The organism is Maricaulis sp., from assembly GCF_017642925.1.
In the GTDB taxonomy this organism is placed as follows: Bacteria; Pseudomonadota; Alphaproteobacteria; order Caulobacterales; family Maricaulaceae; genus Maricaulis.
The window spans coordinates 1-21,178 of the sequence record NZ_JAEPOL010000006.1; the positions used below are offsets into that span (position 1 = coordinate 1).

At 65.4% G+C, this 21,178-nt stretch carries 18 protein-coding genes and 1 pseudogene; 6 read left to right on the forward strand and 13 right to left on the reverse strand.

From position 1 onward, the window contains the following. The 5 genes and pseudogenes from JJ918_RS06200 to JJ918_RS06220 form a co-directional block, all read right to left on the reverse strand. Window positions 1-682 (reverse strand): annotated as a pseudogene (locus JJ918_RS06200) (hypothetical protein); the annotation flags it as partial. 208 nt (window positions 683-890) lie between these two features. Continuing rightward, the gene (locus JJ918_RS06205; RefSeq protein WP_291884641.1) at window positions 891-5,159 is read right to left on the reverse strand and encodes an RHS repeat-associated core domain-containing protein; all 4,269 of its coding nucleotides are present in this window, start codon (window positions 5,157-5,159) and stop codon (window positions 891-893) included. 60 nt (window positions 5,160-5,219) lie between these two features. Then, the gene (locus tag JJ918_RS06210) at window positions 5,220-5,441 is read right to left on the reverse strand and encodes a hypothetical protein (RefSeq protein ID WP_291884643.1); all 222 of its coding nucleotides are present in this window, start codon (window positions 5,439-5,441) and stop codon (window positions 5,220-5,222) included. Window positions 5,442-5,630: 189 nt separating this feature from the next. Further along, window positions 5,631-6,944: a HipA domain-containing protein gene (locus JJ918_RS06215; protein WP_291884647.1), complete on the reverse strand. Its 1,314-nt coding sequence runs from the start codon at window positions 6,942-6,944 to the stop codon at window positions 5,631-5,633. Next, window positions 6,941-7,249, reverse strand: coding sequence for a helix-turn-helix domain-containing protein (locus JJ918_RS06220; protein WP_367277655.1), 309 nt, complete (start codon window positions 7,247-7,249; stop codon window positions 6,941-6,943). The genes JJ918_RS06215 and JJ918_RS06220 overlap by 4 nt, the downstream gene beginning before the upstream one ends. Before the next feature lie 190 nt (window positions 7,250-7,439). Between JJ918_RS06220 and dapD the strand changes: the two genes are divergently transcribed. Then, window positions 7,440-8,279, forward strand: coding sequence for a 2,3,4,5-tetrahydropyridine-2,6-dicarboxylate N-succinyltransferase (gene dapD, locus JJ918_RS06225; RefSeq protein WP_291884649.1), 840 nt, complete (start codon window positions 7,440-7,442; stop codon window positions 8,277-8,279). A 172-nt stretch (window positions 8,280-8,451) separates the two neighbouring features. Here the strand turns inward: dapD and JJ918_RS06230 are convergent, their stop codons facing one another. Both JJ918_RS06230 and JJ918_RS06235 read right to left on the reverse strand, forming a co-directional pair. Further along, window positions 8,452-9,657, reverse strand: a complete 1,206-nt coding sequence (locus tag JJ918_RS06230; protein WP_291884652.1) for a TIGR03862 family flavoprotein — start codon at window positions 9,655-9,657, stop codon at window positions 8,452-8,454. 219 nt (window positions 9,658-9,876) lie between these two features. Then, entirely contained in the window at window positions 9,877-11,004 is a 1,128-nt protein-coding gene (locus tag JJ918_RS06235) for a P1 family peptidase (protein ID WP_367277656.1), read from the reverse strand. Between the two features lie 155 nt (window positions 11,005-11,159). Here JJ918_RS06235 and JJ918_RS06240 point away from each other — a divergent pair, with 155 nt between their 5' ends. Together JJ918_RS06240 and JJ918_RS06245 are read left to right on the forward strand one after the other, a co-directional pair. After that, entirely contained in the window at window positions 11,160-11,501 is a 342-nt protein-coding gene (locus JJ918_RS06240; protein WP_291884655.1) for an aspartate decarboxylase, read from the forward strand. A gap of 17 nt (window positions 11,502-11,518) precedes the next feature. Beyond that, window positions 11,519-12,001 carry a GNAT family N-acetyltransferase gene (locus JJ918_RS06245; protein ID WP_291884657.1) on the forward strand — a complete coding sequence of 161 codons (483 nt, stop codon included), beginning with the start codon at window positions 11,519-11,521 and terminating at the stop codon, window positions 11,999-12,001. Window positions 12,002-12,052: 51 nt separating this feature from the next. On the opposite strand, the gene JJ918_RS06250 is transcribed toward JJ918_RS06245, so the two are convergent. The 4 genes from JJ918_RS06250 to JJ918_RS06265 form a co-directional block, all read right to left on the reverse strand. After that, window positions 12,053-13,027: an alpha/beta hydrolase gene (locus JJ918_RS06250; RefSeq protein ID WP_291884659.1), complete on the reverse strand. Its 975-nt coding sequence runs from the start codon at window positions 13,025-13,027 to the stop codon at window positions 12,053-12,055. Between the two features lie 5 nt (window positions 13,028-13,032). Beyond that, window positions 13,033-15,288 carry a TonB-dependent receptor gene (locus tag JJ918_RS06255; RefSeq protein WP_291884661.1) on the reverse strand — a complete coding sequence of 752 codons (2,256 nt, stop codon included), beginning with the start codon at window positions 15,286-15,288 and terminating at the stop codon, window positions 13,033-13,035. Window positions 15,289-15,414: 126 nt separating this feature from the next. Beyond that, window positions 15,415-15,837 (reverse strand): hypothetical protein, encoded by a 423-nt coding sequence (locus JJ918_RS06260; RefSeq protein ID WP_291884664.1) that lies wholly within the window; start codon window positions 15,835-15,837, stop codon window positions 15,415-15,417. Between the two features lie 93 nt (window positions 15,838-15,930). Then, window positions 15,931-16,398, reverse strand: coding sequence for a cupin domain-containing protein (locus JJ918_RS06265; RefSeq protein ID WP_367277657.1), 468 nt, complete (start codon window positions 16,396-16,398; stop codon window positions 15,931-15,933). 508 nt (window positions 16,399-16,906) lie between these two features. On the opposite strand from JJ918_RS06265, the gene JJ918_RS06270 reads away from it, so the two are divergent. The 3 genes from JJ918_RS06270 to JJ918_RS06280 are packed head-to-tail and all read left to right on the forward strand — an operon-like array spanning window position 16,907 to window position 19,462. Next, window positions 16,907-17,725 (forward strand): hypothetical protein, encoded by an 819-nt coding sequence (locus tag JJ918_RS06270; protein WP_291884670.1) that lies wholly within the window; start codon window positions 16,907-16,909, stop codon window positions 17,723-17,725. After that, complete coding sequence (dapE, locus tag JJ918_RS06275; RefSeq protein WP_367277653.1) at window positions 17,712-18,887, forward strand: succinyl-diaminopimelate desuccinylase; 1,176 nt, start codon at window positions 17,712-17,714, stop codon at window positions 18,885-18,887. The genes JJ918_RS06270 and dapE overlap by 14 nt, the downstream gene beginning before the upstream one ends. Continuing rightward, window positions 18,884-19,462, forward strand: a complete 579-nt coding sequence (locus JJ918_RS06280) for a hypothetical protein (protein ID WP_291884676.1) — start codon at window positions 18,884-18,886, stop codon at window positions 19,460-19,462. The genes dapE and JJ918_RS06280 overlap by 4 nt, the downstream gene beginning before the upstream one ends. Here JJ918_RS06280 and truA read toward each other — a convergent pair. After that, window positions 19,444-20,193, reverse strand: coding sequence for a tRNA pseudouridine(38-40) synthase TruA (truA, locus tag JJ918_RS06285; RefSeq protein WP_291884679.1), 750 nt, complete (start codon window positions 20,191-20,193; stop codon window positions 19,444-19,446). The genes JJ918_RS06280 and truA overlap by 19 nt on opposite strands. Continuing rightward, window positions 20,193-21,125 (reverse strand): methionyl-tRNA formyltransferase, encoded by a 933-nt coding sequence (fmt, locus tag JJ918_RS06290; RefSeq protein WP_291884682.1) that lies wholly within the window; start codon window positions 21,123-21,125, stop codon window positions 20,193-20,195. The genes truA and fmt overlap by 1 nt, the downstream gene beginning before the upstream one ends. Window positions 21,126-21,178 lie beyond the last annotated feature (53 nt).

Consider the following 21,178-nt stretch of genomic DNA (forward strand, 5'->3'; position numbering starts at 1 on the left):
GTCCGAGCTCGGGATGATACGCCCGGTTCTTGTAGTGGTAGAGGCCGGTTTCGGGCAGCCAGACCTGGCCGGTATAGCCGAAGCGGCCGGCATTGCCGCTCGCCGGGGCGCCGTATTCGTCATAGCTGTTGATCTGGATCGCCGCGCCCGACCAGTCGGTCACCGCAACGATAGACCCCCGCTCGTCCGCCAGCAGCCATTGCCGCGTCGACACCGACGTGCCGGCATATTGCACCAGCGGCTCGTCCGCGCCGGGCCCGTGAACATACCGCGCCGTCAGCGTGCCGGAGCCGTCATACTCCGCGATCAGGTCGAGACCGTCATACTGCATCTCGCGGAAGGTGATCCCCGTGCCCGAGGTCTCCTGCAGACGCCCCGCCGGATCATAGGCCAGATCGATCGACGTCCCGACACCGCTCAGCCGGTTGTAGTGATCGTATTGATAGGTCTGGCCCTGGTGATCCCGGGTCATGTTTCCCCGGCCGTCATACTGCGGCGCCGTCGACTGGCCCGTCACCGAGAGCAACTGGTTGAGACCGCTATAGCTCGCCGCTTCGTCGAAATTGACGAAGTCGGTCCAGGCATAACCGGTATTGCTGTCCGTCCGGCTGACGATCTGGCCGGCCGGATTGTGACTGAAGCTCAGCGTGCGGTCGTCGGACGTGCCGGCCAGGTTCTGCACCAGCTCGTCCAGCCGCGAGGCGGCTATCTTTTCTTTCGAAAAAAGTCATACCACATTATTGAAACCGAAGAAAACGCCAAAATACTAGAAAAATAAATAACAGAAGAGCGTAAGTCTAAATACGGAAACATAAGAAACACACTCGAAATAGGTATAATAGAAAATATTATACCTAATATCAATTTCCTAACATGATTAGTCACAAATTCTACTCCGCACAATACATGCTAATAACACCTCGGATGGTCAATTCGCCAGACAATTGTGTATCCAGGGCAACACCTGAGTTCAAAAGGGCTGCAACAAAAGCACCTTTCTGCGCTCCGCTTAAATTGTCAAAATTTGCCAGCTTTGACAACAGTTGACCTCCAAGCGCCCCAGAAGTGGAACCACTCCCTATAATAAATAGGTCCCTAGCAACCCCTTCCCAGTCTACTGGAATTCTGCCATTCACCATTCCGGTAGCCCCAATGTAGCCAGGAGTAAACTCAAGTCCGCCACCACCAACAGGACGCATATAAGGGCTTGGCCTCCACGGGGACCAGCCATTCGGCGTTACGGGGGTATAACCATCGGGGACACGAGCCAGGCGTTCAGAGCAGGTCATTCCATCTTGTTCGGACTGCTCAGAAGCCCCGCCCAGATAGTTTCCTTCAGAATCGTAGAAGTCATAGACCGGGACCACGATCGTCCACGGGTCGCCACCATAAAGCGCCTCGAGGACATCTTCATAGGACATACAGAACCCGCGGCAGGGGTCGTCAAGCTCCGGCGTCGTCACCGTCACGACATCGCAGTTCGGGGGATTGCAGGGCGGCGGTCCCGTGTCATCCTGCCGCAACCCCAACGGATCCACAAAATTCACCGGATCCCCGCCCACATAGGCATAGAGATTCATCCCCCCGTTCACCCCGATCGGGTCCGTCTGCATGAACCTTCCAAGCTCCGGGTTATATGCCCGGTTCTTGTAGTGGTAGAGGCCGGTTTCGGGGAGCCAGACCTGGCCGGTATAGCCGAAGCGGCCGGCATTGCCCGGCGCCGGGGCGCCGTATTCGTCATAGCTGTTGATCTGGATCGACGCGCCCGACCAGTCGGTCACCGCCACGATAGACCCCCGCTCGTCCGCCAGCAGCCATTGCCGCGTCGACACCGACGTGCCGGCATATTGCACCAGCGGCTCGTCCGCGCCGGGCCCGTGAACATACCGCGCCGTCAGCGTGCCGGTGTTGTTGTATTCCGCGATCAGGTCGAGACCGTCATATTGCATCTCGCGGAAGGTGATCCCCGTGCCCGAGGTCTCCTGCAGACGCCCGGCCGGATCATAGGCCAGATCGATCGACGTCCCGACACCGCTCAGCCGGTTGTAGTGATCGTATTCATAGGTCTGGCCCTGGTGGTCCCGGGTCATATTGCCCCGGCCGTCATATTGCGGCGCCGTCGACTGGGCGGTCACCGAGAGCAACTGGTTGAGACCGTTATAGCTCGTCGCCTCGTCGAAATTGACGAAGTCGGTCCAGGCATAGCCGGTATTGCTGTCCGTCCGGCTGGCGATCTGGCCCGCCGGGTTATGGCTGAAGGTCAGGGTGCGGTCGTCGGACGTGCCGGCCAGGTTCTGCACCAGTTCGTCCAGCCGCGAGGCGGCGTCGTAATCATAATCCGTCGTCACCCCATTGCCGCGCGTCAGCAGGGTGCGCCGGCCATGCTGGTCATAGGTGAAGTCCGCCAGGCGTTCGAGGCCCGTCGTGTCGCCATTCTCGAAAATCGAGGCCAGCTGGCCGCCGCGCGTATAGGCATAGCTGACGTAATAACTGTCCGGCCAGGTCATGCGCGTGCGCTGGCCCGCCTCATTGTAGAGATAGCTGACCGTACCGTTTGCCCCGTCATTCTGCGAAGCCAGCCAGCCGCGGCCGTTATAGGTGTTGGCGATCGTCTGCGACCCGTTCGAGACCGTCAGGATGCGGCCGTGATTGTCATAGGTATAGCTGGTGTCCGCCGTGCCGGACGGGGCATCGACATTGGTGATCCGGTTGAGATTGTCATAGGTGTAATCGAAGACCTGCCCTGTGCGGACCCGCCGCTGGGAGATGCGGCCATAACTGTCATAGGTCAGGCGTTCATAATCCGAGGCATTGGACGTGCCCGCCCCCTGGGTCGAGGAGGGATAGCGCGTGTATTGCAGCCGGTCGAACGTATCGTAGTGATAGGTCATACGATTGTTCTCGCCATCGGTCAGGCTGGCGACCCGGCCATTGGCGGTATAGGTCCAGGCTGCCTCCACGGCCGCAGCAGATGTGCCATAGGCGGTCGTCACCTGGGTGCGGCGGCTGGACGTGTCATAAGCCGTGCGGGTGATCCGGTCGGGCCCGTAACTGCCGGCCGTCGCCAGCGTGCAGGCCGAGGAGGGCGGGCTGGCGTAAGTAGCCGGGTTCATCCGCTGGACCACGCAATCGGTACGCCCGGCATTGTCGTAGGAATACTGTACCAGCGCATGCGTCGTGGAACCGGTCATCAGACGCGAGGCCGAGAGGCGGTGCGAGGTGTCATAGGTGACGGTCTGGCGCTCGATCTCGGAGAAACTCGTCCAGGCACTGCCATAGCCGGGCATGGTGCCGAACTGGACCTGGGTCACCTGGCCGCGCGTATTATAGGTGGTTCGCCGGGCAGAATGGGTCAGCGGACCGCCGGCATCCGGGTCCGGCCCGATCTGGCCGGTCGGCCGGCGCAGCGCATCATAGGCGAAGACGGTGCGGTTGTTCGTGCCGTGCAGGGGCGGGTCGAGCGAGACCAGATTGCCCACCGCATCGTATTGCATCGTGCTGGTCGCGCTGAGCGCGCCATCGCCGGCCGCCTCGGTCTGCGCGGTGAGGCGCAGATTATTGGCCACGCCGGACGCGCCGTACACCATTGTGGTGTCGATGCGATAGGATGAATTGGTGCAGCTGGGACCGGAACCCTGGCGGCAGGTGGAAACCTGTGTCGGCAGGTAGATCGGGCCGGGACCGGCGAGCACCGACCCGGTGCCCTTGTGATACCAGGCATAAAGGCCGGCATAGGTGACCCGGACCTGCGGCCGGGCGAGACCGCCCGCCGGGGCGGGCTGCGTCACCGTCAACACGCCGCCATGCGTGCTGTCATAGGTGAAATCGGTCTGGTTGCCGGCGCCATCCTTGACCCAGCTCGGCTGGTTGCAGGTCACCGGATTGGAACAGCTGGCGGGGTAGGATGCCGTCATCCGCGTGACGGTGGCCAACCCGCTCTTGGCGTGCTCGACCACCGAGGTCACATTGCCGCGGCTGTCATAGCCATAACTGACATAATTGCCTTCCGGCGCCGTGATCCGGGTGAGCTGGCGGCTGGAATTATAGGTGTATTCGGTGCGGTCTCCGGAGGGCCGTTCCACCGCCGTGATCTGCCCGGTCGACAGGCTGGATTCGACCTTGGTGTTGCCGGCCGCGCCGGGCGAATTCACCGTCGTCGTGCGTGTCCCGCCGCTGTCGGCATAGGTGTAGGACGTGCTCAGGCCATTGGCCGTGACCGACGAGACGCGGCCGGACGTATAGCTGTAGGTGATATCGTTGGCGGCGCTGCCGGGAAAGCGGATCCCGGTGACGCGGCCGGAGCCGTCGCGGACGAAACGTGTGACCCGGCTTTCGCTGTCGGTGTAGAGCCAGTCATTGCCCGACAGACCGATGGAGAGCGAGGGCCAGTCCTGGGAAAAGGAACAGGTGGACGCGATCGGAGCGCAGTATTCTTCCGCCATGTTGAACAGGACGGCCCGGATCGGCCGCGCCCAATACACGGTTTCGGCGGGGAAGATCGACCCGCCGTCCAGGGCGTAGCTGATGTGCAGCTGGTAGCCGCGATTGGTCGTTACCGCCTGCAGGCGCGAATAGCCATGGTCCGGATCGATGCAGGGAAGGCCGCCACAATAGGTTTTTTCGAACGCGACCGAATAGTGATAGGTCCATTCCTCCCCGTTCGGGAAGGCGATGGACCGCACGACGGCCCTGTCCGCACCGTAAAAGGCCTGATGCCCGATATCCTGGTGCTGATAGGTCACCACGGTGCCGTCCGCCGTGGTGTAGGTATAGGTCGTCCCGCTCTGCACCAGGGTCGAACCGGACGGTGTCTCCGGCGTATAGGTCGTCCCGGAGACGGTGAATGTCTCGGCCGAGCTGTGCAGGGTGACAATGACGGTCGAGCCGTTCGATGCGATCCCGCCCATCACGCTGTGGTGCCAGTCATTGCCGACATAGTTCTGGGAATAGCTCAGCCCGCCATTGGCCGGATCGCCGATACTGATCCCCGGCGAACTCACCACCGGCGTGCCCGATGGCAGGTTGACGCCATTGCCGTCGACTGCGGGGTAGACCAGTGGCAGGGCCGCACCGCCCTGCGCGAGGGACGGCGCTGCAAACGCTGAAATTGCAAGCAGGCAGGCGACAAGACCAGCGGACAACAGACGGACGAACGGCATGGAGATACTCCGGAAATCGGATCCTGGAACAGACGTCAGGCGGGCAGGAAAACGCGCCGGTCAGGCGCCGGTCGTCTTCTTGCGCGTGCGGTTGTCCGCGTCGTCGTATTCGTATTCGCGCTTCACGCCGTGATTGGGTCCGCCGGAGTGCTGGACCTCGACCACACGCCCCTGGGCGTCATAGGTGTAGGTGACGGTTTCCTGGGCGGCAGCTGCGCCCAGCGGAAGGGTCAGCGCGCCCAGAGCCCCGGTCAGGGCAGAGCCCAGCAAGAATTTTCGCATGATATGTCCCTCCGCTACGCGCCGGCCGGCGGGCCGGAACCGCCCCGTCCTCACGCGACAGGGGCTCGAAAATTTCGCGTCCAAGGCGAGTACGGCACAGCCGCGGGATACAATCAATGATTTTGTGCGCGGCAGGCGAAATTTGACGTTAACGCAAAAGCGCGAATTGAAACCAGGCCGCCCGGCCCCCTACCCCCGCAGCCGTCCCGCGATGCGCAGGGCGTTTTGCTTGATCAGGTCTGCGGCCTGTTCGGCATATCCGGCACTCTTGCCCGCAAGCGCCGCAACATGGTTCGTGGCCGAGACGCGGTGCGCCACGAGGGCGTCGACGATCTCCTGGACCCGCAGGCGGACATCGCCGGCGCGGTAGCCGCCGGCCCTGGCGATGGCGGTCCAGTGATCCGCGGTGATATCGGCGGGCCTTCGCTTCCTGCCGGCGACATTCTGCGCAAAGTATTGCGCCACATCAGGCCAGGGCAGGACGCTGGAGACGTCATAGAGCGGCGCCAGCTGCGGATCGCCGCCGATGGGCAGGAGGACGGAGTAGTTCTTGGCGTGCGCGTCGGTATTGGCAACGAGAATGTTGAAGATGAGCTGGTCGAGCAGGGCCAGCGCACCGGCGGGCGGCAAATGGCGGCCTGTGCCCAGGAGTTGCGGCAGGGACAATCCGGGACGGGTGCCGCGCTCATACTTGCGCCCCGGCGGGATGCCGTTGGCCTGGGCGAAGTCTTCCTGGTGGATCCGTTGCAGCTGCCCCGTACGGCCCACCCGGCGGTCATAGCGCAGCACACAGATCGCCCTGCGGGCACCGGCGTGCAGGATGGACACTTCGGCCGCGGCGATCCCGGCGGCACTTGCCAGATGCAGACAATAGGCCTCGTTCTCCACGATGCCGGGCAGGCGTGGATTGTCCGGTTTCACGATCACTGTCGAGGGGGCACCGTTTCGCGGAATGGCGAGCCTGTCACCGTCGCCCGGCAAGCAAAGCACCGGCTTGCCCGCGGCGTCCAGCACGGCAAGCGCCGACTTTCTCTGCCCGCCGGCGAGCGAGACACGCACACCTTCTTCGCCCGCCAGGAAGGGGCGCTGCCGCAGATCCTCGAAATGGCGTTCGAGTGCGGCTTCGGGATCGTCGACCTCGTAGAAATCGGTCAGCGGCGTCCAGCGCCAGTCCGCCGGCACGGACGGCGTCTCGAAGGAGAGCGCGCCTGCCGTGTCGCCGCCGATCTCGCGCAGCACGGCCAGCGTGTCCGTCCGGTCCAGTCCCAAAGAACGGGTCAGGACGAGAAGCTGTTCCTCTTCCGGCAGAAGATTGGCCAGCCAGGGCGAAATCACCACTGACGGATGATGTTCCGCCTGAAGCGGCAAGGTCAGCGACAGGGGAAAGGCGTCGCGGGTCGCGCGCCATTTCTGCGCGTAGGCAAAGCTCAGCGCGCCATCATCCGCCACGCCGACATCGCCGACCCGCAGCGTGTCGAACCAGACCGGAACCCGCTGGATCACGTATAGTCTCCGAGATCATAGCCCTCGTCTGCCGCGCGGCCGGGCGCCTCTTCGGACGGCGGCTCGACCAGCTCGCCGGCCGGAATGCGCAAGGCTGCGGCGATCCGGTAGAGGCTGGTCACGCGCAGGTCGCGCTTGCCGGTTTCGATCTGTGACAGGGCAGGCGCACTGATACCGCTGAGACGCGCCAGTTCGTGCAGGCTCAGGCCACGCGCTTCACGGACCTTGCGAATGCGTCCGCCGAGTTGGACGAGAACATTGTCGTTTCGATCGCTGATGGGACGCTCCGTTTTATCGAATTCGATAAAGCATGCCCTGTTCCGGTGTCGGGGGCAAGAATTTTATCGAAAACGGTAAACACATCGGGATCTGGCCCGGAAACCGGCCGGTTTTACCGAAAACGTAAAACCATTTGGCCCGCACCGTCGCACTTCCCCCTCTCCCGCACCGGTGCTAAGTCGCGCTCATTCTCCGTATCAGCCTGACGAGCGAGCCATGACCGACGCCCTGCAATCCGCCATCGAGACCGCCTGGGACAATCGCGACAGCGTGTCCGCCGACACGAAGGGCGAGGTGCGCGAGGCGGTGGAGACGGCGATCGGCCTGCTCGATGCCGGCAAGGCCCGCGTCGCCGAACGCGCCGGCAATGGCGCCAATTCAAACAAGGACTGGGTCGTGAACCAGTGGCTCAAGAAAGCCGTGCTGCTGGGCTTCCGGCTCAATCCGATGGGTCTGGTCGAGGGCGGTGTCGCCGGTTCGAAATGGTGGGACAAGGTGCCCTCCAAGTTCGAGAACTGGGACGAGGCCGATTTCGCCGCCGCCGGCTTCCGCGCCGTGCCGCCCTGCGCCGTGCGCCGCGGCGCTTTCATCGCACCGGGTACGGTGCTGATGCCCTCCTATGTGAATATCGGGGCGTATGTGGACGAGGGCACGATGGTCGACACCTGGTCGACGGTCGGCTCCTGCGCCCAGATCGGCAAGAATGTCCACATCTCCGGCGGCGTCGGGATCGGCGGCGTGCTGGAACCGCTGCAGGCGGGCCCGGTGATCATCGAGGATGATGTCTTCATCGGCGCGCGCTCGGAAGTGGCCGAAGGCGTGATCGTACGCACCGGCGCCGTGATCTCCATGGGCGTCTTCCTGGGCCAGTCGACCAAGATCGTCGACCGCGCCACCGGCGAGATCACCCGCGGCGAAGTCCCCGAATACGCCGTCGTCGTGCCCGGCACGCTGCCGGACCCCAAGGGCGGCCCTTCCCTCGCCTGCGCCGTCATCGTCAAACGCGTGGACGCCCAGACGCGGGCGAAGACGGCCATTAACGAGCTGTTGCGGTAGGGCTACCTCCCATCCTTCCCCTTGATGGGGAAGGGGGACCGCGCCGAAGGCGTGGTGGATGGGGTGAATCCCGGTGCCTGCGAGCTCGCCAACACCTCGCCCCCACCCCCTCCGAGCCGAGGCTCTGCCTCGGCCCACCTCCCCCATCAAGGGGGAGGATGGTGCAATTCCCCTATCCCGCCAGCCACGCCTCCACGCCTTTCGCGGCCGCTATCCCCGTTGCGAAGCTGGCCTGCAGGAGGTAGCCGCCGGTCGGGGCATCCCAGTCCAGCATCTCGCCGGCGGCGAAAACGCCGGGCTTTGCCGTCAGCATGAAATCCTCACCCACCGCCGCGCGTGTTATACCGCCCACCGAGGAAATCGCGCGGTCGAGGCCGCGCTGGGCGGTGACGGTCAGCGGCACGGCCTTGATCAGCGCCGCGAGCGCGGCCGGATCTGACGGCAGGTCAGCCACCGCATCGCGCAGGAGGGAGATCGCGGCCGGCGGCAGTCCGGCCTTGCGCAGGCGATTGGCAAGGGATTGGCCCTTTTTCGCCCGCGCCAGGGTCGCCGCCAGTGCCTCGGCGGTCTGGTTGGGGCGCAGGTCGAGATGGAGGGTGACCGGTCCCTGCGCCAGCGCGTCACGGACCGGCGCGGCGAGCGCATAGACCGCGCCGCCTTCCAGCCCATAACGGGCGATCACCGCCTCGCCGGCGACACGCTCCCCGTCCAGGGTGAGCGCGATCGTCTTCAGCGGCGTGCCGGCGAAACGGTCTTTCGTAATGTCACTGAACGTTACCTCTATGCCGCAGTTGGAGGGCATGAACGGGGCTGTTGTGATGCCCTCACGTGACAGAATGTCCACCCAATATCCATCCGATCCCAGCCGCGGCCAGCTCGCCCCGCCCAGCGCCAGAAGCGTCGCATCGGCGCGGTGCGTGACCGGTCCGTCCGGCGTCTCGAACACCAGCGCGCCCTCTGTGTCCCAGCCGGTCCAGCAATGTCTCACATGCAGGGTAACACCCTGATCCTCCAGCCGTTTCCGCCACGCTCTCAGCAGCGGCGACGCCTTCATCGCCTCGGGAAACACCCGGCCGGACGAGCCGGTAAACACCGCCTGCCCCAGCCCCTCGCACCAGGCGCGCAGCGCCGCCGGATCGTGCTTGAGAATGACCGGCCCCAGCCAGTCCGCCGCTTCGCGATACCGGCCCAGAAACGCCGGCAGGGGTTCGGAATGGGTGAGGTTGAGACCGCCGCGCCCGGCCATCAGGAATTTGCGTCCCGGCGTCGGCATTTTCTCGAAGATATCCACGCCAAACCCCGCCGCGGACAGATACTCCGCAGCGATCAGACCGGCCGGCCCGGCCCCGATAATGGCGATGCGCTTCGAGGTGGTCATGGGTCTCTGGTAGCGCGCTTTCTTCCCCACGTCAGTGGGGAAGTGGGCCGATGCGCAGCATCGGGTCGAAGGGGCCGGCGCGCCAGCGCCGGAAGGGTTTCACAGGGCAGGATACGATTGCCGCGTGCCGCGGCACCCCTCCCCCGTGAAGCCTGTCCTCGGGTTGGCCTACGGCCAAGCCCGGGGGCGGGTCCCCCTCCCCATGAAATGGGGAGGAAATCAACGGTCCCGTCCCTCCACCATCGCCCGCACCCGTTCGACCGGCAGGGCGTGCACCACGGTGTCGGAGCCGACAACCGGATACTCGATATCCTCGGCCATCAGGAGGGCGTTATAAATGGCTTCCTCGGTCGCCTCGATCGCGGCCTGGAAGAGCGGCGACATCTGGCTGTTGGGCAGGTCGGCCATCGCCGCAACATCCGAGCGGCGCTCCGGCGTGCGGCGCACATCGGGATGGGTAGAGAAGGCAATGGCATAATCGCCCGACCCGTTGGTGATCGACGCGCCGGTGCGCGCCAGGCCGGCGAATGTGCGCCCGGCGAGACGTTCCAGATTGCGGTCGGACAGGGGCGCATCGGTGGCAAGCACGATCATGATTGACCCGTCCGCCCGATCGTCGGCGACATGGTCGGAGAGATAGTACTGGCCCAGTTCCTCACCCACGGGCAGGCCGTCCATCTGCAGGATGCCGCCATAATTGGTCTGCACCAGAACGCCCAGCGTCCAGCCGCCCAGACTGTCCGGCAGGCGGCGCGAGGCGGTGCCGATCCCGCCCTTCCAGCCAAAGGTCACCGTGCCATTGCCGGCACCGACATTGCCTTCGGCGACGGGCCCGTCCGAAGCGCTCTCGATGGCCTCAACCGCATGTTCCGGCATGACAATCCGGGCGCGGATATCGTTGAGCCGGCTGTCATTGGTCTCGCCGACCACCATGTTGAGCGAACGGATGCCCTCATGGCCGGGCCGGGCCAGCGACCAGTCGAGTATGCCGTCCGCCGCCCGCGGCACGGCCAGCGTGTTGGTCAGCACGATCGGCGTCTCGATCTCGCCCAGCTCGCGGATCTGTGTCGCCCCCATCAGCTTGCCATAGCCATTGCCGACCGCGAGGGCGGCCGGAACTTTGTCGGCGTAGATATCCCCGCCATGCGGCAGGATCGCCGTGACGCCGGTGCGGATCGAGGCCTCCGGATCGGTCAGCGTCACCTGGCCGACGCGCACACCTTCGACATCCGTGATCGCATTCAGCGGACCGGGCGCCAGCACGCCGGGCGCGATACCGATTTCGCGGGCCCGCACCTGGTCCGGCCCGCGCTCCTGGGCGCCTGCTGCCGCTGTTGTCACCACCATCGCCATTGCCAATCCTGCCAGCCTTGCCGCACCGATCATGACGGCGCCTCCCTGATCTGCCGCCCCGTTTATAACAGCCCCTGCGCTGACGTGCCGCTACCCGTTGCGGCTCGAATCTGATGGGATGCGCCGGTTCGAACAAGAAGGGGCGCGTCATGAGCGACGAAACCAAGAAAGACCGTCCGGCGGTGGCCGACCCGGCAGCACCCTACGGTTCCGCCAACAATCCGTCGGAATTCGACGTGCTGAACAAGCTGGGCAAGGACGAGCCCTATTTCATCATCCGCGGCGGCGATCCGCTGTCCGACGCGCTGGTCGAGCTGCACGCCTATATCGGTGCGGGCCAGTCCGGTGCGGCGCACGACACGCTGGAACGCATCCTCGCCCTCACCTCGCAACATCCGCCCCGTCCGGTCGGCTCGCCGAAATACCGCGAAACCTTCAAGATCTCGGTCTCGATGGAACGCTATCGCGAGACGCACGGACGCTCGCACTAGCGCGCAGGCCACCCGTCATGAGTGACACCGTCACGATCCGCCGGGCGGCCCCGGCGGACTTCGCGGTATTGGGCGAGTTGATGTTCGACGCCGTCCACAACGCGCCCAGCCGCTACACGCCGCAGCAGCGCCAGGCCTGGGTGCCGGAACCGCGCCGGGGCGACGACTGGAATGCGCGCCTCGCCGGGCAGGTGATCTTCATCGCCGAACAGGACGGTCATGCCGCCGGCTTCATGTCGCTGGCACCGCCGGACTATGTCGACTTCGCCTATATCCGTCCCGGCTTTCAGGGCTCGGGCCTGTTCCGGCGGCTCTACACCGCGATCGAGGAAGCGGCGCTCGAAGAAGGCCAGGCCCGCCTCACCGTCCATGCCAGCCTGATGGCCCAGCCGGCCTTTTCGGCAATGGGCTTCGAGATCACACAGCGCGAGACGGTCGAGGTCCGCGGCGAACAGCTCGACCGGTTCGCGATGGAAAAGCTGCTGTCTCCGGCCCCGTAAAAAAGGGTGTGGCCCGCCAGAAAACGACGGACGGGCCACCCAGGGGAGTTTTCATGAAAAGCGGTGACGCAGGACCCGGAAGGCCCGGCGGGATTCCGGCATGGCCAGGCTCAGCCCCATGAAGCCGTGCAGCGTCGTCTCGAAACAGTAATAGGCCGCCTTGCCGCCGGCCTTGCGGATGCGCCGTACGAAATCCGCCCCCTCGTCGCGCAGCGGGTCGTAGCCGGCGGTAATCATAGTCACCGGTGGCAGCTCGCCCAGATCCTCCGCCAGAAGCGGCGACACGTCCTGCGCGCCGGCCAGGGCAGGATCGTCGAGATAGTTGCGCGCCGACCAGGCCACGTCTTCGTGCGAGAGGAAGTAGCGGCCATCACCCAGCACCCGCCGCGAACCGTGTTCGGGCAGGTCGGGCACCAGCATCACCGGGTAGAACAAGGCCAGGTGGTTCAGCTGTACATCCGGCATGCCGCGCGCCCGCAAGGCGAGCGCCGCAGCCATGGTCCCGCCGGCACTGTCGCCGGCCAGGGCCAGCGACGCCAGTCCGCGCCGCACCTGTTCTTCCCGTGCCCATTCAAGCGCCGACAGTCCGGCCCGGATGGCCGCCGGGTATTTGTGCTCGGGCGACAGGGGATAGCCGACACTGGCCACGACATGGCCCGTCGCTTCGGCCAGACGGCGGGCGAAGCCGTCATAGGCATCCAGACTGCCCAGCGTGCAGCCGCCACCGTGAAAGAAGACCAGCATCCCGCGCGCGCCGCCTTCCGGCTCGTAGATCCTCAGATCGGGAGCCTCCCCCTCGACCGCCGGACCGCTGGCGGCGGTGACGGATTTCATCGCCGGACCGGGCTGGTCGACCTCACGCATCAGGGTTTCGATCGCTGCCCGCGCCTCCTCAAGCGGCAAATCGCGGATCGGCGGCGCGTCTGGCGGTGTCGCATCGAGGAAGGCCTGTGCCCCGCGGGACAGGGGGCGACGGCGTGCCTTTGCGAGCGGAACCGGACGCGTCGAATAGGATCGGAACCACATACCGGCTACCGGGTCCGCAGGACGAGACGGATGTCGAAGGTTCGCGGCGCGCCGTAATAGGCGAGCTGGTAGCCGGGGAATTCCATCAGGTCGAAGGCCTGGTTGATATGGTGCTCGTCGAAGACGTTGCGCACCCCGGCCCGGATCTCCCAGCGGTCGTCCGCGGCGCCGATCGCGGCAAAGGCATTGACCAGCGCATAGCCGTCCTGGGCCAGGTTCTCGGCGCTGGACACGGTGGTGTAGGTCTTCGAGCGCCAGGACGCGTCGGCGTGCACGGTGGCGTAGAGGCTGTCGCCGACCGGCCATTCATACGTCGCCGCGGCACCGCCACTCCATTCCGGCGTATTCACCAGCTCGCGCTCGCCGGCGATGTCCACACCGCCCGGCCCGATGTATTCCTCGTAGAAGGCGTCCATATAGCCGAGATGACCGGTCAGGGTGAGGCCGTCGGCCGGACGCCACATCGCCTCGACCTCCAGGCCCTGGATCACCGCCTCGCCGGCATTGGTGAACTGGGCCTCGAAGGCGCCGGTGTCCGGATTGGCGGTGAAGCTGGAGAGCTGCAGATCGGTGTAGTCGTTGCGGAAGAGCGCCGCGTTGAGGACGAGGTCGCCGTCCAGCAGCGTCGACTTTATGCCGGCCTCGTAGGACCAGACGAATTCCGGATCGTAGGGTTCGGCGTCGAAGGGCGTGTTCGAGCGCCCGTCGAAACCGCCGCTCTTGAAGCCGCGCGACGCGAGCCCGTAGAGCATGACATCGTCGTTGAGCCGGTAGTCCAGACCGATCCGCGGGGTCAGCGCCTCAAAGCTCTCCGAGGTGTCGATATCGGTGACGGTCACGCCCGCGCCTGTCCGGAAGGGCGGCGGGTTGGGCGTGCCCGGCGCATAGGCTTCCTGCAGCCGCGCGAAGGACTTGTCCTCATAGGTATAGCGCAGCCCGCCGCTCAGCCGGACGCGGTCGCTCACGGCATAGCTGGCGTCGAAATAGGCCGCCCAGGCCTGCGTGTCCTGGTCGTTTGTCGAGGCCGTTTGCAAGGGATAGGGCAGGTAGACGCCCCCGCCCAGCGGCAGGGCGATATCGTCGCCCGCCAGGCCATTGAACGTGTCGTCCTGATCGTCGAAATAATAGAGGCCACCGGTGAGCTGCAGCGGTCCGCCGGCATCGTATTCGGCACGGAATTCCTGGCTGAACTGTTCGGCATCCTCGCGCACGAAGATCTCGAAAATCTCCAGCTCGGTTCCGTCCAGGTCGAGATTGCTGTCATAGCTCAGCGAGCGATGCGCGGTGATCGATGTGAGGGTCAGCGCATCGGAGACCCGCCACTGGGCGCGCGCCGTCAGCCCCCAGCTGGAGAGGTCGTCGAGATCATTGTAGCTGGCGCGGATATCGAACGGATCCGGTGACGGCTCGAAAATCCGCACATCCCCGGTCGCCGGATCTATGCCGGCCACGGCGGTCGCCCGGGCCGGCGTGCGCGAGGCATCGGGCGTATCGCTTGTGCCTTCCAGGGTGAGTTCCAGCTCGAAATCGTCATGCGGCGTGAACAGCAGGCCTGCGCGGCCGGCAAGGCGATTGACGTCGCCGTCATGCGTCCCGTCCACCGCGTTGCTGGCATAGCCGTCGCTGGACGCATAGAAGAGCGCCGCCTTGCCGGCCAGACGGTCTTCGGCAAGCTCGCCGGAGATGCGGGCCCGGCCGAAGACATGGCCGTGATTGCCCGCCCCCAGTTCCAGTTGCGCGCCCGGGTTCGAGCCCGGCCGGGTGGAGATGAAGCGCACCGCACCGCCGATCGTATTGCGGCCGTAGAGCGTGCCCTGGGGACCGCGCAGCACTTCCACGCGCTCGACATCGAACACGTCCAGGATCGCGCCCTGGGTTCGGGCCAGATAGACATCGTCGAGATAGACCCCGACGCCCGGCTCGGCAAAGGCCAGCGAGTCGACCTGGCCGACACCGCGGATATAGATCACCGCATTCTCGGCATCGCCGGTATGGATGGTCAGGTTCGGCACGGCGTTCTGCAGGGCCGTTATGTCCGCCGCCTGCAGGTTTTCCAGCTGGCGCTCGCCGAAGGCGGAGACCGAGAGCGGCACGTCCTGCAGCGATTCCTCGCGCCGCCGCGCCGTCACAACGATCACGTCACTGTCGGTGCGCGCGGCCGGGCGCGGTTCGCCGTCAGCCGTCTGGGCGTGAGCGGCGGAACCGGCAGCGAAGGCGGCCACGGCCACAGCCGATACCGCCTGGAACAGGCGTTGTTTCATCGATTGTCCTCCCCAAGACCGTCCGGTTTTCCGGACTGATTTCATGTGGGAGCGAGTTTGGTCCGGCCTCGCCGCACCGCTCAATCGGAGAAATAGCGGAAAGAATGGCCGCAGAATCTGCGGGTATCAGGCGGGGTCGGCCGGCATGTCCGGGGCGAGGCCGAAATGCGCCCGGCCCGCCGCGAGCGTGCGTTCCAGATGCCCGCGCAGCAACGCCTCCAGCCGGTCCGACGGCAGGAGCACCGTCGTCCGCCGGTCCTCGCCTATCTTGGCTTTCACCAGAAACCCGTCACTGACCGCACGGTTGATGCGCTCCTCGCGGGTGCGGTTCGATCCGGTCTTCATCGCCTGGCACGCCGCCGACACCGTGATCGGCGCACCACGCCAGTACGAGCGCAGGCAGGTCACGAAGAGATACCAGAATTCCTGCGTGAAATAATGCGGCTGCCCCTCGAAGGCCTGGTCCCAGTCGCGGGCATAGTCCTCGAGAAATTGCGACCAGTCCGCCAGAGCCGCGACGTCCAGCATTGTGCTCGTGTCAGTGGCCATACGCGTCCCGCGCCCTGGTTTCCAAGGGGATGGGATACCCTGCTTGCCAGTCACACCGCAAGCGGCAGCGCCGGCCGGATCTCCGGCTCGCCGCTAGTCGAAACGCGACCCGTCCTTGCGGCGAAAGCAGTCCGGGTTGGAGTAACGCCCCGGCTTGGCTTCCAGATCGATGTCCGGATAGAAGGCCGCATCAGCATCCGAACGGCCGCCGGCGACCAGGAAGACGCAATCGGCACCCGAGCGGTTCTGCAGGCAGTGTCCGTTCTCGACCCCGGCCGGGAAGCCCGCGCAATCGCCGGCATGCAGCACGGTTTCGCCCTCATCGGTGACCAGGACGGCCTCGCCTTCCATCATCATGACGAACTCGTCCTCATGCGTGTGCCAGTGGCGCTGGGAGGACCAGGCTCCCGGTTCGAGGCGCACGAGATTGACGCCGAAGCCGGTCAGCCCGGCCGCAGCGCCGAGACGGCGGAAATGGCGGCCGTTGACGACGGCGGCGTGCTCGGCGGGATAGCCCGTACCCGTGGCCTCCTCGATATCGTCGATCGCAAATTTCACCATGATCACCCTCTCCGGTCCGGCAGCCAATCCAGCACGTCCGATATAGGCGCCCTCGACGACATTGGCGACAGGCACGCCACCCCTGCTGCTGCCCCCTTGGACCACAACCGGAAACCCTTATAAGCAATACAAGGGCGATTGAGCGTTAGCGACGATCTTTCCCGCCCTGGCTGTGTACCATCGGTGCATCGTGTGACCGGTCGCCTGACCGCCCCGGGGATGAGGCGCGCCGCCGAGAGCGCATTCCGGAATCCCCCAACGGAATCTCGCGGAGATAGCTAACTCCTGCGGAGATAGCTAACTCCTGTGGAGATAACGTATTCCCATGGAGATAACGAACTCCTGTGGAGATAATGTATTCCCGTGAAGATATTGTCCCTGCACAGGCGCCCCGATCCCCTCCCGGTCTCATATCAAGCGAACCCTGCGCACCCGGTATCATGGGGAGCATTGACACCATTCCTTCTAATCCTTCTAATTGCTTACAAGTCCATCCCCGGAGGCCTTCATGTCGGCGCAAAACACCATCGAGCTGGACCTGGAGTGTTACAAAGCACTGGAATCTCACCGGCAATCACTGGACGAGAGCGCACTGGACATTCTGCGCCGCATCCTTCTAAGCGCTGACAGTCCTTATAAGACGCATCCTGCGGACCCTGCGGAACGGAGTGCGTCGGCCGGAGGCGAGGAAGGGAATGTCGGCGGTGGCGCACCGGATCGTACGAGCCCGACTTTGCCGCTTGATGGGACGGGCTCGACCTTGTCACCGGATCGCATGAGCTCGACTTCGCTGCTCGATCGGACGGGCTCGACCTTGTCGCCGGATCGCATGAGCCCGACTTTGCCGCTTGATGGGACGGGCTCGACCTTGTCACCGGATCGCATGAGCTCGACTTCGCTGCTCGATCGGACGGGCTCGACCTTGTCACCGGGTCGCATGAGCCCGACTTTGCCGCCCGACTGGCAGGATCCGAATGACGAGACGGAAAGGCGAACCGGCAATTATCTCGTCCAGCTCGGAGAAAGGGCCTGTTTCGCGCCCAGCCAGAAGGCCGCCTACCGGCTGGGGCTGATCTGGCTGGAGAAAACCCGTCCGGGCCTGCTGGCCGCACTCGCTCATGCTGGCACGCGAAACCGCCGGATCGTGGCGCATTCCCCGGACGCGCTCTATCCGCGATCGCCGGCGCTGGCCAAACATGCTGAAAAGCTGATCGATGACTGGTATGTCGATGTGAACCTCTCGAAGGAACAAAAGCTTTCGCGTCTCAAGACCGCCTGCCGGCATGCCGGCCTGATGTTCGGCAAGGATCTTATTGTTGACCTCTGAAACCGGCTTCGACCTCGCCAATCCAGTCCCGATCGCCCAGGCGCTGATCCGGCGCCCGTCGATCACGCCGGCCGATGCCGGTGCGCTGGACGTGCTGCAGGGCATGCTGGAGGCGATGGGGTTTGCCTGCCGGCGTTATCCTTTCGGCGAGGTCGACAATCTCTATGCCCGCCTCGGCACAGCCTCGCCCTGCTTCCTGTTTGCCGGACACACCGATGTCGTGCCGCCCGGTGACGAGGCCGGCTGGCAGCGCGCACCGTTTGCCGCCGAAGAAGCGGACGGGGTTCTGTGGGGACGCGGCGCGGCCGACATGAAGGGTGCGATTGCCGCAATGGTCGCCGCCGTGCGCCGCCATCTCGACGCGTCCGGCACGCCGGACGGCTCGATCGCCTTCCTGATCACGGGCGATGAGGAAGGTCCGGCGATCAATGGCACCAAGGCCGTGCTCAAGGCGCTGGAGGCCGAAGGCGAGACTTTCGACCATTGCCTGGTCGGCGAGCCTACCAATCCCAATGCGCTGGGCGACACGATCAAGTCGGGCCGGCGCGGATCGCTGAATTGCGAGATCACCGTCACCGGCCGCCAGGGGCATGTGGCCTATCCGGAGCGGGCCGAAAACCCGATCCCGCCTTTGCTCGACCTGCTGGCGCGGCTGACCGCGCGGACGCTGGACAGCGGCGTGCCGCACTTCCAGCCGTCCAATCTGGAAATCACCACGGTGGATGTCGGCAATCCGACCACCAATGTCATTCCCGCCACCGCCCGGGCCCGCTTCAACATCCGCTTCAACATCGCCCATACCGGCGCCGATCTGACCCGCTGGATCGAGGATGAGGCGGCCGGCGTGAACCTGCATTTCGACGGGCAGGTGAAGACCGATATCCATGTTACGGGCGAAGCCTTCCTCACACCGGCAGGCGCCTTCACCAGCCTGCTGCAGGATTGCGTGGAAGCGGAAACCGGGCGCAGGCCCGCCCTGACCACCGGCGGCGGAACCTCCGACGCCCGCTTCATCCAGGCCTATGCGCCCGTGGCCGAGTTCGGCCTCGTCGGCGCGACCATGCACCAGGTCAATGAGCGCGTGCCCGTCAGCGATATCGAGAGCCTGACGCGGATCTATGCGCGCATTCTGGATCGCTATTTCAAGGATACGCCGGAATGATGCGCCTGGTCGCGGAAGCCTGGGTCGCGCTGGGCGCGAGCTGGCGCATCTTCACCTTCCGGCCGGACTGGCAGTCCGGCTTCGATGTGTCGATGGGCGGGTTCTGGCGCTCCTTCGCCGCGATCCTCTTCGCCGTACCGATGATCGCGATGATCCATGTCGCCGGCCAGGCCGTCGGGCGCGAACTGAGCTGGGCCGACGAATTCCTGATCCAGGGCCTGTCCTGGGTGCTGTTCCCGATCTCGGCCGCCCTGGCAGCGCAGGTTACCAGCGCACGCGCCGGTTTCGTGCGCTGGATCGTGGTACACAACTGGGCCGTCCTGTGGCTGTATGCCTATCTCTTCGTGTTCTGGACCGTGTTCACGGCCGGGCTGCTGCCGGTGGAGCTGATGCGGGTCGCGCTGTTCGTCTATCCCTATCTGCGCGTCCTCGCGCACTGGCGCATCGCCTACGTCTCGCTGGGCCTGCCGACCATCACCTCGGCCCTGGCCGCCGCCGTGCCGGTGCTGGCAATCGAGATTGCGGTCGCCGTCTACTTCGCCACCCTGATCGCGCCTCAGGCGCCCGGCGGATAGTCCACCGCGACGAGGTAGAGCCCGTCCGGCGGCGCAACCGGCCCGCAGCGGCTGCGATCGGCGGCGTCCAGCGCCGCCTTGAAATCCTTCGCGCTCCACTTGCCCGTGCCGACCTCGACCAGCGAGCCCACCATGGAGCGCACCTGGCGGTGCAGGAAGGAGCGCGCCGAACAGGTCAGCTGGACCTCCTCGCCATAGCGCGAGACCTGCACCGCATCGAGCGTCTTCACCGGGCTTTCCGCCTGGCACTGGGCATCGCGGAATGTCGTGAAATCATGCTGTCCCAGCAGCGCCTGGGCCGCGTGATGCATCGCATCGGCGTCCAGACGTTTCGGCACCCGCCAGACCTGGCCGCGATCGAGGGTGAGCGGCGGGCGGCGGTCGATCATGCGGTAGAGATAGTGCCGGCTCGTCGCCGAGAAACGGGCATGGAATTCATCGTCCACGCGCTCGGCCTCCAGAACGGCGACCGGATCGGGCTTGAGGTGATAATTCAGCGCATCGCGCACCTTGTCAGCGGCCAGATCCTTGACGAGATCGAGATGCGCGACCTGCCCCAGCGCATGTACGCCGCTATCGGTCCGGCCGGCGCCATAGACCAGGACCGGCGCACCATCCAGACGTTCCGCGGCGCGCTCGAGCGAGGCCTGGACGGAAGGGGCATTGTCCTGGCGCTGCCAGCCGGCAAAGGGCGTCCCGTCATACTCGATGGTGATCTTGTAGCGCGGCATCAGGCGAGCACCGTGCCGGGTTCGACGCTGTTGCCGCGCAGGAAGTCGGTGGCATCCATGGCGCCCTTGCCCGCCCGCTGCAGGCGGGTGAGACGCAGCGCGCCCTCACCGCAGGCGATCAGGAGATTGCCGTCGAGCACTTCGCCCGGCGCGCCCGAACCCGTCTCGGCCTGCGCCATCAACACCTTCACCCGCACGGCCTCCTTGCCGGTATCCAGTTCGAACCAGGCGCCCGGGAAGGGGGAGAGGCCGCGCACATGATTGGCCAGTTCATTGGCCGGGCGCGTCCAGTCGATCCGCGCTTCCTCGGAGGAGATCTTCTTCGCATAGGTGACGCCCTCCTCCGATTGCGGCACGGCTTCCAGACTGTCGCGTTCAAGCGCCGACAGCGCGCGCGGCCACATGAGGGCGCCCGTCTCCATCAGCTTGTCGTGCAGGCTGGCCGCGGTATCGGTGGGGGCAATGGCAACGGTTTCCGACAGCAGGATCGGGCCGGTGTCCAGACCCGCCTCCATCTGCTGGATCTGCACGCCGGTCGTCGCATCGCCGGCCATGATGGCGCGCTGGATCGGCGCCGCCCCGCGCCAGCGCGGCAGCAGGGAGGCGTGCAGGTTGAGACAGCCCATGCGCGGTGCATCCAGGGCCGCCTGCGGCAGGATCTGGCCATAGGCCACCACGGCGGCGACATCGAGATCGAGCGAGGCAAACTCCTCGATCACCTGCGGATCGCGGAAACTGTCCGGTGTCGAGACCGGAATGCCCAGCACTTCGGCGAGCTGGTGGACCGGTGTCTTCTGCTCGGCCTGGCCACGGCCACGCCGGCGCGGCGGCTGGGTGTAGACCCGGGCGACCTCATGGCCGGCGGCGGCGATCTCGGCCAGAGAGCGGGCGGCGAAGTCGGGCGTTCCCATGAAGGCGAGGCGGAGCGTCATTGTCGATCAACATTCATCTGAGGTTGGGCTTGGGGTGTGATATCGTCCCCGGC

Bases quoted from the DNA above. Each gene is read 5' to 3' on its own strand.
- JJ918_RS06205 (WP_291884641.1), bottom strand. From the start codon at position 5,159: ATGCCGTTCGTCCGTCTGTTGTCCGCTGGTCTTGTCGCCTGCCTGCTT.
- JJ918_RS06210 (WP_291884643.1), bottom strand. From the start codon at position 5,441: ATGCGAAAATTCTTGCTGGGCTCTGCCCTGACCGGGGCTCTGGGCGCG.
- dapD (WP_291884649.1), top strand. From the start codon at position 7,440: ATGACCGACGCCCTGCAATCCGCCATCGAGACCGCCTGGGACAATCGC.
- JJ918_RS06230 (WP_291884652.1), bottom strand. From the start codon at position 9,657: ATGACCACCTCGAAGCGCATCGCCATTATCGGGGCCGGGCCGGCCGGT.
- JJ918_RS06235 (WP_367277656.1), bottom strand. From the start codon at position 11,004: ATGGTGGTGACAACAGCGGCAGCAGGCGCCCAGGAGCGCGGGCCGGAC.
- JJ918_RS06240 (WP_291884655.1), top strand. From the start codon at position 11,160: ATGAGCGACGAAACCAAGAAAGACCGTCCGGCGGTGGCCGACCCGGCA.
- JJ918_RS06245 (WP_291884657.1), top strand. From the start codon at position 11,519: ATGAGTGACACCGTCACGATCCGCCGGGCGGCCCCGGCGGACTTCGCG.
- JJ918_RS06250 (WP_291884659.1), bottom strand. From the start codon at position 13,027: ATGTGGTTCCGATCCTATTCGACGCGTCCGGTTCCGCTCGCAAAGGCA.
- JJ918_RS06255 (WP_291884661.1), bottom strand. From the start codon at position 15,288: ATGAAACAACGCCTGTTCCAGGCGGTATCGGCTGTGGCCGTGGCCGCC.
- JJ918_RS06260 (WP_291884664.1), bottom strand. From the start codon at position 15,837: ATGGCCACTGACACGAGCACAATGCTGGACGTCGCGGCTCTGGCGGAC.
- JJ918_RS06265 (WP_367277657.1), bottom strand. From the start codon at position 16,398: ATGGTGAAATTTGCGATCGACGATATCGAGGAGGCCACGGGTACGGGC.
- JJ918_RS06270 (WP_291884670.1), top strand. From the start codon at position 16,907: ATGTCGGCGCAAAACACCATCGAGCTGGACCTGGAGTGTTACAAAGCA.
- JJ918_RS06280 (WP_291884676.1), top strand. From the start codon at position 18,884: ATGATGCGCCTGGTCGCGGAAGCCTGGGTCGCGCTGGGCGCGAGCTGG.
- truA (WP_291884679.1), bottom strand. From the start codon at position 20,193: ATGCCGCGCTACAAGATCACCATCGAGTATGACGGGACGCCCTTTGCC.
- fmt (WP_291884682.1), bottom strand. From the start codon at position 21,125: ATGACGCTCCGCCTCGCCTTCATGGGAACGCCCGACTTCGCCGCCCGC.